At 64.5% G+C, this 14,009-nt stretch carries 16 protein-coding genes, 1 tRNA gene and 1 pseudogene; 2 read left to right on the top strand and 16 right to left on the bottom strand.

Translation table 11 applies throughout. The annotated features are described in order from the left end of the window. Positions 1-73: 73 nt before the first annotated feature. The 7 genes from M2343_RS05810 to M2343_RS05780 form a co-directional block, all read right to left on the bottom strand. Entirely contained in the window at positions 74-601 is a 528-nt protein-coding gene (locus tag M2343_RS05810) for a TIGR02281 family clan AA aspartic protease (protein ID WP_264570134.1), read from the bottom strand. A 72-nt stretch (positions 602-673) separates the two neighbouring features. Further along, positions 674-1,684 (bottom strand): hypothetical protein, encoded by a 1,011-nt coding sequence (locus M2343_RS05805; RefSeq protein WP_264570135.1) that lies wholly within the window; start codon positions 1,682-1,684, stop codon positions 674-676. Between the two features lie 187 nt (positions 1,685-1,871). After that, positions 1,872-2,570 carry a 50S ribosomal protein L1 gene (gene rplA, locus M2343_RS05800; protein WP_181559477.1) on the bottom strand — a complete coding sequence of 233 codons (699 nt, stop codon included), beginning with the start codon at positions 2,568-2,570 and terminating at the stop codon, positions 1,872-1,874. 4 nt (positions 2,571-2,574) lie between these two features. Next, positions 2,575-3,006 carry a 50S ribosomal protein L11 gene (gene rplK, locus M2343_RS05795; RefSeq protein ID WP_181559478.1) on the bottom strand — a complete coding sequence of 144 codons (432 nt, stop codon included), beginning with the start codon at positions 3,004-3,006 and terminating at the stop codon, positions 2,575-2,577. 178 nt (positions 3,007-3,184) lie between these two features. Beyond that, positions 3,185-3,883 carry an HPP family protein gene (locus M2343_RS05790; RefSeq protein ID WP_264575939.1) on the bottom strand — a complete coding sequence of 233 codons (699 nt, stop codon included), beginning with the start codon at positions 3,881-3,883 and terminating at the stop codon, positions 3,185-3,187. Positions 3,884-4,000: 117 nt separating this feature from the next. After that, positions 4,001-5,377, bottom strand: coding sequence for an MFS transporter (locus tag M2343_RS05785; RefSeq protein ID WP_264575938.1), 1,377 nt, complete (start codon positions 5,375-5,377; stop codon positions 4,001-4,003). Between the two features lie 109 nt (positions 5,378-5,486). Next, complete coding sequence (locus M2343_RS05780; protein ID WP_181559481.1) at positions 5,487-5,942, bottom strand: hypothetical protein; 456 nt, start codon at positions 5,940-5,942, stop codon at positions 5,487-5,489. Between the two features lie 113 nt (positions 5,943-6,055). On the opposite strand from M2343_RS05780, the gene M2343_RS05775 reads away from it, so the two are divergent. Continuing rightward, a complete protein-coding gene (locus M2343_RS05775; protein WP_264575937.1) occupies positions 6,056-6,730 on the top strand; it encodes a spermidine synthase in 675 nt (224 codons plus the stop codon). Positions 6,731-6,748: 18 nt separating this feature from the next. Here the strand turns inward: M2343_RS05775 and M2343_RS05770 are convergent, their stop codons facing one another. From M2343_RS05770 to M2343_RS05750, 5 genes are all read right to left on the bottom strand, one after another. Further along, positions 6,749-8,860, bottom strand: a complete 2,112-nt coding sequence (locus tag M2343_RS05770) for a PQQ-dependent dehydrogenase, methanol/ethanol family (RefSeq protein ID WP_264575936.1) — start codon at positions 8,858-8,860, stop codon at positions 6,749-6,751. Positions 8,861-9,159: 299 nt separating this feature from the next. Beyond that, complete coding sequence (gene nusG, locus M2343_RS05765) at positions 9,160-9,696, bottom strand: transcription termination/antitermination protein NusG (protein ID WP_181559484.1); 537 nt, start codon at positions 9,694-9,696, stop codon at positions 9,160-9,162. A 44-nt stretch (positions 9,697-9,740) separates the two neighbouring features. Further along, entirely contained in the window at positions 9,741-9,947 is a 207-nt protein-coding gene (gene secE, locus M2343_RS05760; RefSeq protein ID WP_181559485.1) for a preprotein translocase subunit SecE, read from the bottom strand. Positions 9,948-10,091: 144 nt separating this feature from the next. After that, a tRNA-Trp gene (locus tag M2343_RS05755) sits at positions 10,092-10,167 on the bottom strand. Positions 10,168-10,244: 77 nt separating this feature from the next. Beyond that, positions 10,245-10,934 (bottom strand): alpha/beta fold hydrolase, encoded by a 690-nt coding sequence (locus M2343_RS05750; RefSeq protein WP_264575935.1) that lies wholly within the window; start codon positions 10,932-10,934, stop codon positions 10,245-10,247. Positions 10,935-11,052: 118 nt separating this feature from the next. Here M2343_RS05750 and aat point away from each other — a divergent pair, with 118 nt between their 5' ends. Further along, a complete protein-coding gene (gene aat, locus M2343_RS05745; protein ID WP_264575934.1) occupies positions 11,053-11,793 on the top strand; it encodes a leucyl/phenylalanyl-tRNA--protein transferase in 741 nt (246 codons plus the stop codon). Positions 11,794-11,828: 35 nt separating this feature from the next. Here aat and M2343_RS05740 read toward each other — a convergent pair. The 4 genes and pseudogenes from M2343_RS05740 to M2343_RS05725 all read right to left on the bottom strand — a co-directional run. Then, positions 11,829-11,999, bottom strand: a pseudogene (locus tag M2343_RS05740) (DUF2155 domain-containing protein); the annotation flags it as partial. A 236-nt stretch (positions 12,000-12,235) separates the two neighbouring features. Beyond that, a complete protein-coding gene (locus tag M2343_RS05735) occupies positions 12,236-12,631 on the bottom strand; it encodes an NADH:ubiquinone oxidoreductase subunit NDUFA12 (RefSeq protein WP_264575933.1) in 396 nt (131 codons plus the stop codon). A gap of 60 nt (positions 12,632-12,691) precedes the next feature. Continuing rightward, positions 12,692-13,276: a DUF192 domain-containing protein gene (locus M2343_RS05730; protein ID WP_264575932.1), complete on the bottom strand. Its 585-nt coding sequence runs from the start codon at positions 13,274-13,276 to the stop codon at positions 12,692-12,694. Then, the gene (locus M2343_RS05725; protein WP_264575931.1) at positions 13,273-13,827 is read right to left on the bottom strand and encodes a regulatory protein RecX; all 555 of its coding nucleotides are present in this window, start codon (positions 13,825-13,827) and stop codon (positions 13,273-13,275) included. Before M2343_RS05725 ends, M2343_RS05730 begins: the two co-directional genes overlap by 4 nt. Between the last annotated feature and the right edge of the window lie 182 nt (positions 13,828-14,009).

The following is a 14,009-nucleotide window of genomic DNA, read 5'->3' as shown; positions in this document are numbered from 1 at the left end:
AAGGCCAGTCCGGGGGGACTGGCCTTTTCTTTGCCGATTGCGCGGCGGGATCGGTCTGGCTGGGAAGCCCGGTTCAGTGGATCGTCAAGGTGTCGCCGCTCAGGGTGACGGTGCCGAGTTGCTGGAGCGCATTCTGGCCCATCAGCGAAACCGGCAGGGCGCCATCGACCACGGCGGCGCTGATCTGCTCGATGCGCTTGCCGGCCATTTCCATCCGCTCGATCTTCGCCCAGCGCATCGCGGACGATCCGTTGACGGTGCGCATCTGCGCGCGACCGGGCAGGCTCTCATAAGTCAGGCCGAGCTTGGCCGCGTCGGCGCGATTGAGCACGACGACCGTAGCCCCAGTATCCACCACGAAGCGGATCGAGTGGCCGTTGGCCTTCGCCTCGACATAGAAGAGGCCGTCGGCATGGCGCTGCACGGTATTGGCAGGCAGGTGGATGGCCGAGGCGTCCAGGACTGCGGCCTCCGGCACGGCGATGTTTGCGGCGGCTTCCTTCTGGATGTTCTGGTGATCCGTGAACGGGTTGCTCAGGGCGACGGCAATGGATGCCATTGCCGCCATGATGCTACCGAATTCGAGATGGATGCCGATCATGCCGCATCATCACCCCGACTCACCCAAGAAGCGGTTTCGAGATTGAGTTAGCGCGGCATTAAGAAAGGGCGGTCAGGCGGGCGCCTGTGCCGTGCGAGAGGCCTCGATTTCGTCCTCCATCCGCTGCTTCACCTGGCGGCGGCGGCGGCCGAAGATGAAGGCGGCAAGGCCGGAGATCAGGGCTGAAATTCCGAATTCGGCGGCAAGGACGTTGTAGCGCCAGGTCAGCTTGTCGAGCCCACTGAACAGTACGAAATTATCGTCCTCGACGTCATAGCCGGCGTGCCGATACAGGTTGACGATCTCGCCTGGCAGGGCCTCGCGCCGCAGAACACCGTCGAGATAGGGCGTGAAGACGAGGTGCGAGAGGCGGAACCGCCAGACGCGCACCAGGTCCTCATCCTTGGGGAAGGTGATGGGATGATAGCCTTCCGGCACATCGTTGCGCCGCACCTCGACAAAGTAGCGCAGCGGCGAGCGGTCGTCCGGCCCGGAGCGAACCGGCGCGAAATAGAGCGAGCGCTTGACCAGCAGCAGATCCTCATTGAACTGCGCCGTCTCGCGCAGATCGATGCTGCCGGTGATGACGGCGCGGCCTTCCACCGGCGCGATCGCATCGGGCGAGCCGACGACGATGCTGCGCGGGGTGCCTTCATCGGACGGCAATTGCAGCCGCAGGATCAGCACAATGACCGCCGCAAGCAGGCTGCCGACGCAAACGCCGGCGAAAAAGCCCTGGAGGCGAGCGAGGCGTCCCTTAACGATGCGCAGATCGTCCTGCCGGGCAGGGCCGAAGGATTCGGTGCGGCGCTGGCGCGTGCGCAGCAGCCACACGGCAGCGATGAGCGGCGCAGAGAACAATGCGGTCACCGCGACGAAGGTCAGGGTGGGCCAGTAACGATCGAAATGAAGAAACTGCCATTCGGCCAGTCGCGCGATCAGCCCGCGATAATCGAGCGCCTGAAAGAGGAAGAACAGGCTGACAAGAGCGATCCAGAAGCCGAGAAGGCGAACCGCCAGATTGAGCTGTTTCGACACCCGGTCATAGGCATCCTGTCCAGCAGTTGGATGTCGCTTCTTCACCCCAATTTCCCTGTTTTTCATCTGAGTTCTATCGTCGCGTGCCTCGCCAAGCAATGCCATCGCAGGGTTAACAGGCGCTTTACGAACAAACGCCTAATCAGGTCGCCAATTCAGATCACAACATCGGGCAATAAAAAAGCCCCGCCGCGGTGGATACCGGGCGGGGCGTTTTTAGAATTGGGTGAGATCAGGCCGAGGCGACCTGAGCCACGTCCACCTTCACGCCCGGGCCCATCGAGGACGACAGGGCGATCTTGCGGACATATTTGCCCTTCGAGCCCGAGGGCTTGGCCTTCACAATGGCATCGACGAAGGCGTCGAAGTTCTTGCGCAGGTCGGCTTCGGTGAAGCTGGCCTTGCCGAGACCGGCGTGGATGATGCCGGCCTTCTCGACGCGGAACTCGATCTGGCCGCCCTTGGCAGCCTTCACGGCTTCAGCGACGTTCGGCGTGACGGTGCCGAGCTTCGGGTTCGGCATCAGGCCCTTGGGACCCAGCACCTTACCGAGGCGACCGACCAGGCCCATCATGTCGGGCGTCGCGATCACGCGGTCGAAGTCGAAATTGCCGTTCTGGATGTGCTCGAGCAGATCCTCGGCACCCACGATCTCGGCGCCGGCTGCCTTGGCGGCATCCGCCTTGTCGGCGCGGGCGAAGACGGCAACGCGCACGTCCTTGCCGGTGCCGGCGGGCAGGGTGACGACGCCACGGACCATCTGGTCGGCGTGACGCGGATCGACGCCCAGGTTCATCGCGACTTCAACGGTCTCGTCGAACTTGGCGGTGGCGTTCTTCTTGATGAGCGCGATCGCTTCATCGACGCCGTGCAGCTTGTTCGCATCGACTGCGGCGGCCATTGCCTTGGCCTTCTTGGTCAGCTTTGCCATGTTCTTAGCCCTCCACCACGGTCAGGCCCATCGCGCGGGCGCTGCCTTCGATGATCTTCGTCGCGGCCTCGATGTCGTTGGCATTGAGGTCGACCATCTTCGCTTCGGCGATCTCGGCGAGCTGGGCACGCGTGATCTTGCCGGCGGAGACCTTGCCGGGCTCCTTGGAGCCGGACTTGAGGTTCACGGCCTGCTTGATGAGATAGGTTGCCGGCGGCTTCTTGGTGACGAAGGAGAAGCTGCGGTCAGCGTAGACGGTGATGATCGTGGGCAGGGGCGTACCCTTCTGCTCCTTCTCGGTCGCCGCGTTGAACGCCTTGCAGAATTCCATGATGTTCACGCCGCGCTGACCCAGGGCAGGGCCGATCGGCGGCGAGGGGTTGGCGGCTCCAGCGGGCACCTGGAGCTTGATATAGCCCGTGATTTTCTTGGCCATTACACTCACTCTGTAGAAGGCGGGGCCAATGGCGCCGCCCGGTTCAAGCTTAGCGGTCAAACGGCTGACCCTGAGGGGTCGTCCTCCCGCAATGGGCTTCCATCAGGCCTGCAAGACCGTCCGGAAGCCGGCGCCTATAGCGGTGACCGGTGCAAAAGGAAAGAGCGGTCTTCTCGATTCACTTTTGCCCCGTGGTGCGCCGCGCCAGCGCATGAAGCTCCGCCTGGGAGAGCAGCAGGGCGAGATCGTCCCGGCTGATGTCGAAACTCTCGTCCATATCCTCCAGCGCCTTGTCGATATCCTCGCTGTGCAGCCCTGATGCCTCTCGCACCTGCGCGCTCTGGATTGCGGGCGCAGCCGGCTGATGCGGATAGCTGTGACCGGTCATGCGATGGAAGAACATGGCGAGCGACACCAGCGCGATGGAATTGAGCCCAACGGGCGCGAAGGCGAAGGCATAGCCGGCATCGTGAATGCCCTGGCTGCCGATCACGGCGGTCAGCGCTGCCGCGCCGCCGGGCGGGTGTAGGCAGCGGCAGAGCGACATTACGAGGATCGCGCCGCCGACAGCCACGCCGGCCGCCAGCGCCATTGGCGGAATCCAGCGGGCCGCCGCCACGCCCACCAATGCCGAGAGGATGTTACCGCCCACCACCGACCAGGGCTGGGCGAGCGGACTGGTCGGCACGGCAAAGACCAGCACTGCCGAAGCGCCAATGGGCGCGACGATGATCGGCAGATCAGCATAAGCGATCGGGAATTGCAGGCAGAGCACGATCGTCAGCCCGATCCCCGCCGTCGCGCCGATCACGGCCAGCAGGCGCGGCATCAGCCGGGCGCCGGCGAGGATCGGTTTGAAGAGGCGCTCTGTGGTCATGGGTTTCGTCGCACTGGCTTGGAAGAGAGGCGCGCTATTGGCGCGGCTTCACCCAGAAGACCAGCGAGCATTTCCGCTTGCCGATCAAGCGGGGCTTTCAGTCCGTTGCGCCGCCACTCATTCGGCCGCCGCAGGTTGTGCCGTGTTGAGCACGTCTGCTGGTGCTTTGCGGCGCTTCACGATCATGCCGATGCCGAGCGCGCACAGTGCCAGAACGGCAGGGCACAGCGCCAGAATGGCAAAGCTGCGCACGATCGGCAGGCCGCTCGCCAGCACGAACGCGCCGATGATCGGCCCTGCAATGCCGCCGATCTTGGCTACGGATGTTGCCCAGCCGGCGCCGTTCGCCCGGATTGCGGAGGGATAGAAGACGCCGGCAATCGACAGAATACCGAAATGCGCGCCGCCCACGAAGCTGGTTGCGGCGACCGAGACGATCAGGAAGAGCGTCGGTTCCATCGGCACCAGGCCGACCAGCAGCAGGAGCGGGAAGGCGACGGCGGGATAGACCGCGACCGCGAGCGGCCCCTTGCCATCGGTAAAGCGCATCAGCAGCAGGCCCAGCACCGCGCCGGCAATGCCCCCGATGGACGAGACATAGGCTGCCGTCTCCCGCGAGAATTTGAGATCCTCATAGACGATCGGGCCCCAATTGGCCTTGAAATAGACGGCCAGCGTGCTGGCGATATAGGCCAGCCAGAGCAGCGGCGTCAGCCATTTAAGGTCGCGCTTGAACAGCTTGGCGGCGGTGAAGTTGCTGGTGTCCTGCTTCTCGTCGCTGAGCACGAAGCGGTCCTGCGCGGTCGCGCCGAGCGTGGGATCGACCTTGTTCAGCGTCTTGGCGATGAGGTCCGGCTTGAGGTTCTTGCTGGCGAGGAAGCGTACCGATTCCGGCAACCAGAACAGCAGGGCAAAGGCGCAGACGATTGTACCGAGGCCGCCGAAAACGAACACGCCCTCCCAGCCATAGGTGGGGGCAAGCCACACGGTCACCGGCCCGGCCAGCGAGGAGCCGAGGCTGTAGCCGACCATGATCACCGTCACCACGGTCGAGCGGTATTTGGTGGGCACATATTCGATGTTGAGCGCCCAGGCGAGCGGCAGCATGCCACCAATGGCAAAGCCATCGAGGAAGCGCAGGATGAGAAGGGCTTCATAGCTCTGCGCCAGCGCGGTGGCGGTCGTCAAAATGCCGAATGCGAAGGCGGCGCCGATGATCGTCTGTCGCCGCCCGATCCTGTCGCCAATGTATGCGAAGGCAAAACCGCCGACCATCATGCCGAACAGGCCGGCGGAAAACACATTGCCCAGCTGGTGGGTGGAAAGGCTCAACTCATCGCGCATCCAGGGCGCGGTGAAGCTGATCAGCATCATGTCGAACCCGTCGAACACCGTGATCAACCAAGAGAGAACGATCAGCCGGAAATTGAACGGGCCGAGCTTCCGCTCATTGATGAACGTGGCGATATCGATCGAGCGGGGCGCGCTGGCCATGCTGGCTGTCCTCTCCGGCTGTGCCTCGAATCGTTCGTAAGGCAACTATTCTTTTAATGGTTAGCAATCTATCGGGCGGCGGCAAGCGATACCTGCTGCGCCGCCCGGTTCAGATATCGGTCGAGAGCACGAAGCCACGCAAGGCGCGGGCGTCGTGAAGGGCATTATGCGGCACCTGGCTGTTGCGCGCGCTGCTGAACCCGGCGGCATTGACCAGCTCGAAGCGGAGGCCGCGCACGTCGATCATCTCGCCGGGGCCGGTCATCAGCAGCGTCGCGAAATGGGCGATGTCCTCGGGCCAGTCTGCGACGATCATCGGCTCATTGTCGCCGGCGAGATAGGTGGCGACCAGTTCGGACGCATTGGCCCGCTCCACGGCATAATCCAGCCCGGTCGGCACATGGCGCAGATAAGGGATCACATTATGCTCGACCCAAGGGTGGAGCGGTTCGGGAAGCGGCAGGAGCGAGAGATACAGCTCCTGATCGCCATATTCGGGCACGAGGGCCAGGCTGATCAGGGCGCCGCCAAAACCATTATATTCGGTATCGAGAAAGTAACGCATGAAGCTCCGGGGATTGGATTGGGGGGAGAGTCGCGCGGAGGCATACAGTGCCGGGACCGTTTGCGCGATGCCTCCGGGTCTGCCAGAGGGACGGCTCGGTTGAAAGGAACGATATGAAGCCCCGCGAACATCTCGGCACGGCAAAGGTGCCCGGCGGCGAGGATCTGCGCCTGTTCCGGCGCGGCGACGATTTCATGATCGTGCTGGACCGCAACGAACTGATGAACAGCCGGATGAGCGGATCGGAAAAGGCGCTGGCGCTGATGACGCTGGAGCGGCTGCCTTCCCGCGCGGGGCGTCACCTGCTGATCGGCGGCTATGGCATGGGCTTCACGCTGCGCGCGGCGCTGGGCGCGCTCGACGCCCAGGCGAAGGTCACGGTGGCCGAGCTGGTGCCGGAAATCATCGAATGGGCGCGGGGGCCGATGGCCCAATTGGCGGCCGGCTGCCTGGATGACCCCCGCGTCAATCTCGTCCACAGCGACGTCGCCGAGCTGATCGAGGACGGGCAGGGGCGCTACGATGCCATCTTGCTCGACGTCGATAACGGCCCCGACGGCCTCACCGTGCCGGCCAATGACCGGCTCTATTCCGCGCGCGGCCTTTCTCAGGCGATGCGGGCGCTCAAGCCGGGCGGCATTCTCGCCGTCTGGTCCGCCGGCTCGGACGAAGCCTTCACCCGCCGGCTGAAAAGCGCCGGGTTCATCGTCGACGAGGTGGCGGTGAAGGCGCGGGAGAACGGCAAGGGGCCGCGCCACGTCATCTGGTTTGCCCAGCGGCGGGGCTAGGCCGCACGAACTAGCCCCTCATTGCCGCACGGCGTCGTCCTGCCAATCCTCATTGCCGCGCGCGATGAGGTAGGCGTGGATCGCCTCCGCCTGTGTCTTGTCCAGCACGCCCTTGAAGCTGGCCATGCCCAGATCGGCCTTGGTGCCCTCCAGCACGATGTCGAGGAACTGCGCGCGGGTGTCGGGCGTCATGTAGCGCAGATCCTTGAGGCCGCCGCGCGCATTCTCGCCATGGCAGCGGGCGCAGGTGTCGCCATAAAGCTGGGCGCCCAGCCGCACCTGCGCTTCGGTGGCGCGGAGGAAGGGCGGGCGGGGCAGGGCCGTCGGCGGCGGTAGCGGCGGCAGCGTCACGCCTTTTGCATCCAGCCTGAACACCAGCAACCGCGCCGGTGACACCCGGAAGCCGCCGGGAATCTTGCTCAGCCCCGCGACGATCGATCCGCCCCAGCCGACGTTCACCGCCACATATTGCACGCCGTCGATGGCGTAAGTGACTGGACCGCCGATGGCGACATTGTCGACATTCATGTCCCAGAGCTTCTGCCCGGTGTCGGCGCGATACGCGGCGAAGGTCTTCTCGATGGTGCCCTGAAAGACGAGATTGCCCGCCGTCGCCAACGTGCCACCCGAGCCGGGGAGTGAATAGGGCACCCGCCAGGCTTCCTTCTGTGTGACCGGATTCCAGGCGAGCAGATAGCCTTTCTCCATGGCATCCGCCTCTGCCTGCAAGGCCTTGCGCTGCGCAGCCCATTCCGGCGTGGCGCCGGCATAATCAAAGCCGGCATTGTTGCGGAACGGCACGAAGGCGAAATCCTCGTCCCGCTGCCGGGCATAGACGATGGATTGTTCCATGGCCGGGAAATAGACCAGCCCGGTCTTCGGGCTGAACGACATGGGGTGCCAGCTATGCGCGGCGAGCAGGCTCGGCGTGATCCGCTGCGGCGTCGTCGTCAGGTGCACGCCCGGATACAGCACCGGCCGCCCGGTCTTCATGTCGATATGGCTGGCCCAGTTGCTCGGCACGAATTTTTCGGCCGAGAGCAATTCTCCCGTCTTGCGGTCGAGCACATAGAAAAAGCCGTTCTTGGGCGCCTGCATGATGACCGGGCGGGTCTTGCCTTTGATCTTCAGGTCCGCGAGCATCATCGGCTGGGTGCAGGTAAAGTCCCAGTCTTCTTCCGGCACCGCTTGATAATGCCAGCGATAGGCGCCAGTGTCGGCATCCACCGCCACGATGGAGCAGAGGAACAGATTGTCACCCTTGCCCGCGCTGCGGAAATGCCAGCTGATCGGCGATCCATTGCCTGTGCCGATATAGACGAGGTTGAGCGCCGGATCGTAGACGAAGCTGTCCCACGCGGTCCCGCCGCCGCCATATTGCCACCATTTTCCGTGCCAGGTCGGCAGGGCGATCTTCATCGCGGCGTCGGAGGCTTCGCCATCGGGCCCATCGGCGGGGTTGCCGGGCACGGTGTAGAACTTCCACAGCCGTTTTCCGGTCTCTGCATCCCAGGCGCTGACGAAACCGCGCACGCCATAGTCGGCGCCGCCATGGCCGATCACCACCTTGCCGTCGAACACGCGCGGTGCGCCGGTGATGGAATAAGGGTGCGCGCGGTCGAAGGTCTGCACCGTCCAGACTTCCTTGCCGGTCCGCGCATCTACGGCGATCAGCCGGCCGTCGAGCGCGGCGATGTAGATCTTGCCATTCCACGCGGCAATGCCACGGGTCGACGGACCGCAACAGGCCAGTCGCGCCCACTGTCGCTCGACCTGCGGATCATAGGTCCACAGCTTGCGGCCGGTCCGTCCATCATAGGCCGTCACGATGTTGAAGGCGGAGGCGTTGTAGATCACGCCATCGACCACCAGCGGCGTCGCCTGCACGCCGCGATAGGTGTTCAAATCATCGTACCAGGCCAGTCCCAGCCTTTGGACGGTCTTGTCGTTGATCTGGGTGAGCGGCGAATAACGCTGCTCGTCATAGCTGCGCCCATAGGCCATCCAACTGCCGGCGCTGGCGGGTGCGTCTGGCGCCCGCATCCGCTCGCTGGTGACATGGGCTGGCTGCATGCCGCCTGACCGGGCGTCCTGTCCCGCGAGGAGCAGCGGCGCCGTCATCAGCGCCATGCCTGCGATCCACGATCTCCTGCTCCCTGCCACGTCTAATCTCTCCTGATGCGGCACCGTTGCGGTGCTTGCGCAATCAAGGGATTATTCGCCGCACCAACGCAATCGCCCTGCGCGATGGTCAGGTTGGATGAGGTGGAAGAACGGTTGAAGACCGGCGCGGCGCGTTTGTGCCTTTTCGGCGTTTCCTGCCCGTCATTCCCGCGTTCGCGGAAATGCCGGGCGAGTTGTCGCGGCCGACACAAGAAAAGAGCCGCCGATCAGGGACCGGCGGCTCGAAAAATTGGCTGTCGAAGGCCTTATTTGGAAAGCTCGACTTCCTCGAAGTCCAGTTCCACCGGCGTCGCGCGGCCGAAGATCGAAACCGAGACCTTCACGCGGCTCTTCTCGAAGTCCAGTTCCTCGACGGTGCCGATGAAGCTGGCGAACGGGCCGCTCATCACCTTCACGCTGTCGCCGATCTCGTAATCGACATTGACCTTGTGACGCGGCTGGGCGGCGGCTTCCTCGCGCGCGCCGAAGAAGCGGGCGGCTTCCGCCTCGCTGATCGGCTGCGGCTTGCCGGAGTTGCCGAGGAAGCCGGTGACCTTGGGCGTGTTCTTGATGAGGTGGTAGATATCATCGTTCATGCTGAGCTTGGCGAGCACATAGCCCGGCATGTTCTTGCGCTCGACCTGAACCTTCTTGCCGCGCTTCACTTCGGTCACGGTCTCGGTCGGCACCTCGACCTGCTCGATGAGCTGGGCCAGACCCATGCGCTCGGCTTCGGACAGGATGGACTCGCGGACCTTGTTCTCGAAGCCCGAATAAGCGTGGATGATGTACCAGCGCGCCATAATTTTATCGTTTCCTCAATTCGTCTTGGTCGGGAGAGCGGCGATCAGCTCTGGCCCGCGGCCAAACCCAGCAGCGTGCGAACGATCCAGCCAAAGAACGTGTCGATGCCAAAGAAGAAAAGTCCGAGCACCGTGGTCAGGATCACCACCATGATCGTGGTCATCACCGTCTCGCGCGAGGTCGGCCAGGTGACCTTGTTCCACTCGGCCTTGACCTGGTTCACGAATTCGATGGGGGAGGTTTTCGCCACGCTCAGCCTGCTCTTTCAGATGAAACCAGAACTCTTTGAAACACAAGAAAGCGGACCGCACCCGGAGCTTTCTCCGGCCGGCCCGCCGCCTGCATTTCGCAACCGTCCTTGCCTCTACGCGCTCGGGCGCCTCGGGGCAAGTTTTGGCAGGGGCGATAGGATTCGAACCTACGACATTCGGTTTTGGAGACCGACGCTCTACCAGCTGAGCTACACCCCTGTGCCGGTGAAGGCGCTGCCCTTAACGCGACCCGAAGGCGGGCGCAAGCGGTCAACGGCGCTTTCCGCAACTTGTCGTCATTCGTCCTTCGCCGCGTCATCAAGGAGGATGCGGGTCACGCCGGGGAGATCGTCGTCCCACATCATGTGGCTGGTGGGGAGTTCGTGGACGTCCCAGGCGGGGTCTGCGGTGCAGCGCGCGCGGAACGGCGCGAACGAGCCGAGCGGGCTGGCGGACGCAAAGACGTACGTCCGCCGCGCAACCGCGTCCTCCTCGCCACCGAGCTTGACCGGTTCGAGCAGGGTGAGGAGCGGATGGCCCGAGACGCGCCCGGCCCGGCCCGGCGGAATCGGGAAGATCGGCCGGACGAGGCCCGGCGACTGCCGTTGATTCTCGATATACATCGCCCGCGTCGCGTCATCGACGATGTCCCAGAGCATTTCGCCGTCCTTCGGCAGGAAGGCGTCGAGATAGATGAGGCTGCGGATGCGGCTGCCGCGCAGGGCAGAGACACCGGTGATGACCATGCCGCCATAGCTATGGCCGACGAGGATGATGTCGCGCATGCCCTCGCAATCGATGAGGCCGACAACATCGGCGATATGATCGCTGAGCGTAATGCCGCCATGCGCCAGATGAGCACGCTCCCCAAGGCCGGTCAGCGAGGGCACATGCACCTCATGGCCGGCGGACCGCAGTTCACGGGCGAGGGGGCCATAACCCCAGCTGCCGCCCCAGGCGCCATGAACCAGCACGAAAATTGCCACAGGCTTGCTCCTCTCCAGACTGTGCCGGATCGCTATCGCCTCCCCGTGGCGCCTGCCAGCCCTTTTTGCCCCAAGGGACGGGCGCGACAAAGGGCGGTGGGGATGCTAAAGGCTGGGAATGGCGATCGATTTACCGATCCTGTTGCGCGCTTATGCGGTCGGCCTGTTCCCCATGGCCGACGACCGTGCCGCCAATTCGGTCTTCTGGGTGGAACCCGAGCGGCGGGCGATCCTGCCGCTCGATGGCTTTCACCTCTCCAAATCCCTCCGCAAGACCGTGCGCGCCGACCGGTTCGAGGTCACGGCGGACACCGCGTTCGAGCAGGTCATCGCCCTGTGTGCGCAGAGCGCCACAGATCGCCCGACGACGTGGATCAATCGGGACATTGAGGAAGCCTTTGTGCGCCTGCACCACGGCAAGCTGGCGCACAGCGTGGAAGTGTGGAGCCGCGAGGATGGCGAGCGCCATCTCGTCGGCGGGCTCTACGGTCTGGCGCTGGGGCGGGCCTTCTTTGGCGAGAGCATGTTCAGCCGCCGGCGTGATGCCTCAAAGGTGGCGATGGCCTGGCTGGTCGCCCGGCTGCGGGTCGGTGGATTCACATTGCTCGATTGCCAGTTCATGACCCCGCACCTTGCCTCCCTGGGCGCGGTGGAGATCGATGCGCAGACCTATTCGGGATTGCTCGGCGATGCGCTGTCGGCAGGCGCGGACGGCGCTGCGGGGGCTTCTGCCGCGTTCGATGCGCTCGATTCGTTGCCGGATGCGCCGGCCGAACGTGCGCTGCGATCCGCCACGCGCACCGTATCCGGCCCGGTCTCCGGCCAGCTCATCGCGCAGCTGATCACCCAGACGTCGTAGATCGGATGCAGCACCACATTACGGTCGGGCCGTTCCTTGAACAGCCAGCCGGAGAAGGTGCGGTGCCATTTATTGTCGCGGCTTTCCAGCACGTCGAGCTGCACGAATGCGCCGGTTTCCTTGTCCATTTCCCACGGCGCGGTGGTTTCGCAGGCGCGCAGGCGGATGATGGCATTGCCCGAGCGCAACGCCACGCCCGGCTTCATCGTGAATTTCTGGGTGATCCCGTTGCGCTTGTTGAGCAGGCCGATCTCCGCGACGCGCTCTGCCATCGGCGTTCCGGGCAAGCCGGTCTCGACCTTCACGGGGCGCTCGTCCTGCGTGCGCTCTTCCGGCACGACCGCGACATTGCGGGCTGCCTCGGGGTCCCCGCAGGCCGTGAGCGGTCCGATGATGCCGAGCGCGAGCAACCATCGGCCCGGCCGCGCGGACCGGAGAATCATCACGTATTCGGCGTCCAGGCTTCGTAATCGCCCGTCGCCATCTGGCGGCGACCGCCGGCAGCAGTGGCGCCGGAAGGCAGATGGGCCTGCGGCGTGCCGGTCTGGTTGGGCGTGAATTCGGTTTCCCAGATGCGCGGCGGCGGCAAATGGCTCTCGGGCGTGCCGTCGATGCTGTGATGCAGCCAGCCATGCCATTCTGCAGGCACGCGGCTGGCATCATTGGCGCCCTTGTAGATCACCCAGCGGCGCGTGAGGCCGTTGGGGTCCGTCCCGCCTTCATAATAGACATTGCCCTGATGGTCCTCGCCCACTTTCGTGCCTTTGCGCGAAGTGAACAACGAGGTGCCGATGGTGGCGCCGTCCCACCAGGTGAAGATCTTGCCGAGCAGTCCCATGGCCAGAGCGCTTAGCCGCACTCGCGGTGGATTGGCAACGTGGAATCGAATGAAGTGCGCTCAGCGTTGCGACGAGGGGCAGAAGCGATCCGCTCGCCACATGGGCGCGCGACCGGAACCGGCGCCTGCATCCGTGGCGCAATCGCCCCATTCGATCCGGTCACCCTTGGCGATGCCGAGCGCCTCTGCACGTCCCTGCCGGATTTCTAGCACCGCCGTCACCGCCTCATTGGCCGCGAGCGGGCGCAGGCTGTTTGGCTCACCCTGCAGGATGTCGGCAATCGTACCGTCGGTGCGGATGAACAACAGGTCCAGCGGAACGCGGGTGTCCTTCATCCAGAAGGACGCCATGTTTGGGTAGGCAAACGGAAAGATCATGCCGGCATCGTCGGCCAGCGTCTCGCGGCCCATCAAGCCGTGTTGCTGGGCCTCCTTGTCCACCGCCAGTTCCGCGACGAAGCGATGGGTCTGGCCGCTGGCAGTACGAATGCGGACCTCGGTGCTGCCAGCGGGCAGGGCCGCGTTATTGGCAACCACTAAGGTGTTAGCGCTGTCCTCCGGCGTCGCATGGCAGGCGGACAGTGCGAGCGCTGTCGCCAGCGCGCCGATGTTCAGACCACGCCCGATCCGCCGCCTCTTCGTCATTCCCAATCCTCTGCTGACAGGGTCTCTGGTCGCTCGGGCAACTCGCCCGGCGCGCTTTCGATCCAGTCGCGGGCGGTCTGCATGCTGTGGCCGGCCCGCAAAAAGGTCGCGATCTGCTTTTCCCGCATCGGCCGGTCGGCGGGCTCGGCCGCGAACGGCCCGATTCGCTTGCGGCGGGCGAGGCGCTCGGCCGCATCCCATTGCGCGGCAGCGTCGGGGGCGGCCTGCTCGGATGTCGTCTCGTCGATGCCGTCATGCCGCAGCGTCTGCGCGATGCGGCGTTGCCCGAGGCCCCGCCGCTGCATCGCCCCGGATTTCATCTCGGCATAGGCCCGGTCGTCCACATAGCCGAGATCGACCAGCTTTTGCGTGATCCGCTCGGTCGGGGGCGGGGAATCGCCGGCCCAGCCACGCTCGCGCAGCTTGCGCGCAAGATAGGCGGCGAGCCGGCCCCGGCTGGTGGCGAAGCGCCCGACATAGTGGATGGCCAGCGCCTCAAGGCTCGCTTCGACAAGCGGTTTTGGCGGCGATTTTTGCGGGCGCGGCGTCATGCGCCATTTTTGTGCCACACTCCCTGTCTTAAAGTAAACGCGCCTAACTCGCGCAAGAACGGGGTAGGGCCAGGCATAGAATGCGGCTTTTCGGTTCAGACAAGCGCAAGCCAGCCAGGCGTAGACGCAAGAGAACAGCCGCCATGCCTTGACTTAAGGGGATGATATCTGGCGGAAAAAGA

The organism is Sphingobium sp. B8D3B (assembly GCF_025961875.1).
Classification (GTDB): Bacteria; Pseudomonadota; Alphaproteobacteria; order Sphingomonadales; family Sphingomonadaceae; genus Sphingobium.
Note: the sequence above shows the minus strand (reverse complement) of the source record. Positions and strands in the feature narration are given on the sequence as shown.

What these genes read in the sequence shown, in the direction of transcription:
- rplA (WP_181559477.1), bottom strand. Translation starts at nt 2,570, where the DNA reads ATGGCAAAGCTGACCAAGAAGGCCAAGGCAATGGCCGCCGCAGTCGAT.
- aat (WP_264575934.1), top strand. Translation starts at nt 11,053, where the DNA reads ATGGCGATCGATTTACCGATCCTGTTGCGCGCTTATGCGGTCGGCCTG.
- M2343_RS05780 (WP_181559481.1), bottom strand. Translation starts at nt 5,942, where the DNA reads ATGCGTTACTTTCTCGATACCGAATATAATGGTTTTGGCGGCGCCCTG.
- M2343_RS05725 (WP_264575931.1), bottom strand. Translation starts at nt 13,827, where the DNA reads ATGACGCCGCGCCCGCAAAAATCGCCGCCAAAACCGCTTGTCGAAGCG.
- rplK (WP_181559478.1), bottom strand. Translation starts at nt 3,006, where the DNA reads ATGGCCAAGAAAATCACGGGCTATATCAAGCTCCAGGTGCCCGCTGGA.
- M2343_RS05775 (WP_264575937.1), top strand. Translation starts at nt 6,056, where the DNA reads ATGAAGCCCCGCGAACATCTCGGCACGGCAAAGGTGCCCGGCGGCGAG.
- M2343_RS05770 (WP_264575936.1), bottom strand. Translation starts at nt 8,860, where the DNA reads ATGGCGCTGATGACGGCGCCGCTGCTCCTCGCGGGACAGGACGCCCGG.
- nusG (WP_181559484.1), bottom strand. Translation starts at nt 9,696, where the DNA reads ATGGCGCGCTGGTACATCATCCACGCTTATTCGGGCTTCGAGAACAAG.
- M2343_RS05730 (WP_264575932.1), bottom strand. Translation starts at nt 13,276, where the DNA reads ATGACGAAGAGGCGGCGGATCGGGCGTGGTCTGAACATCGGCGCGCTG.
- M2343_RS05810 (WP_264570134.1), bottom strand. Translation starts at nt 601, where the DNA reads ATGATCGGCATCCATCTCGAATTCGGTAGCATCATGGCGGCAATGGCA.
- M2343_RS05785 (WP_264575938.1), bottom strand. Translation starts at nt 5,377, where the DNA reads ATGGCCAGCGCGCCCCGCTCGATCGATATCGCCACGTTCATCAATGAG.
- M2343_RS05735 (WP_264575933.1), bottom strand. Translation starts at nt 12,631, where the DNA reads ATGGGACTGCTCGGCAAGATCTTCACCTGGTGGGACGGCGCCACCATC.
- M2343_RS05790 (WP_264575939.1), bottom strand. Translation starts at nt 3,883, where the DNA reads ATGACCACAGAGCGCCTCTTCAAACCGATCCTCGCCGGCGCCCGGCTG.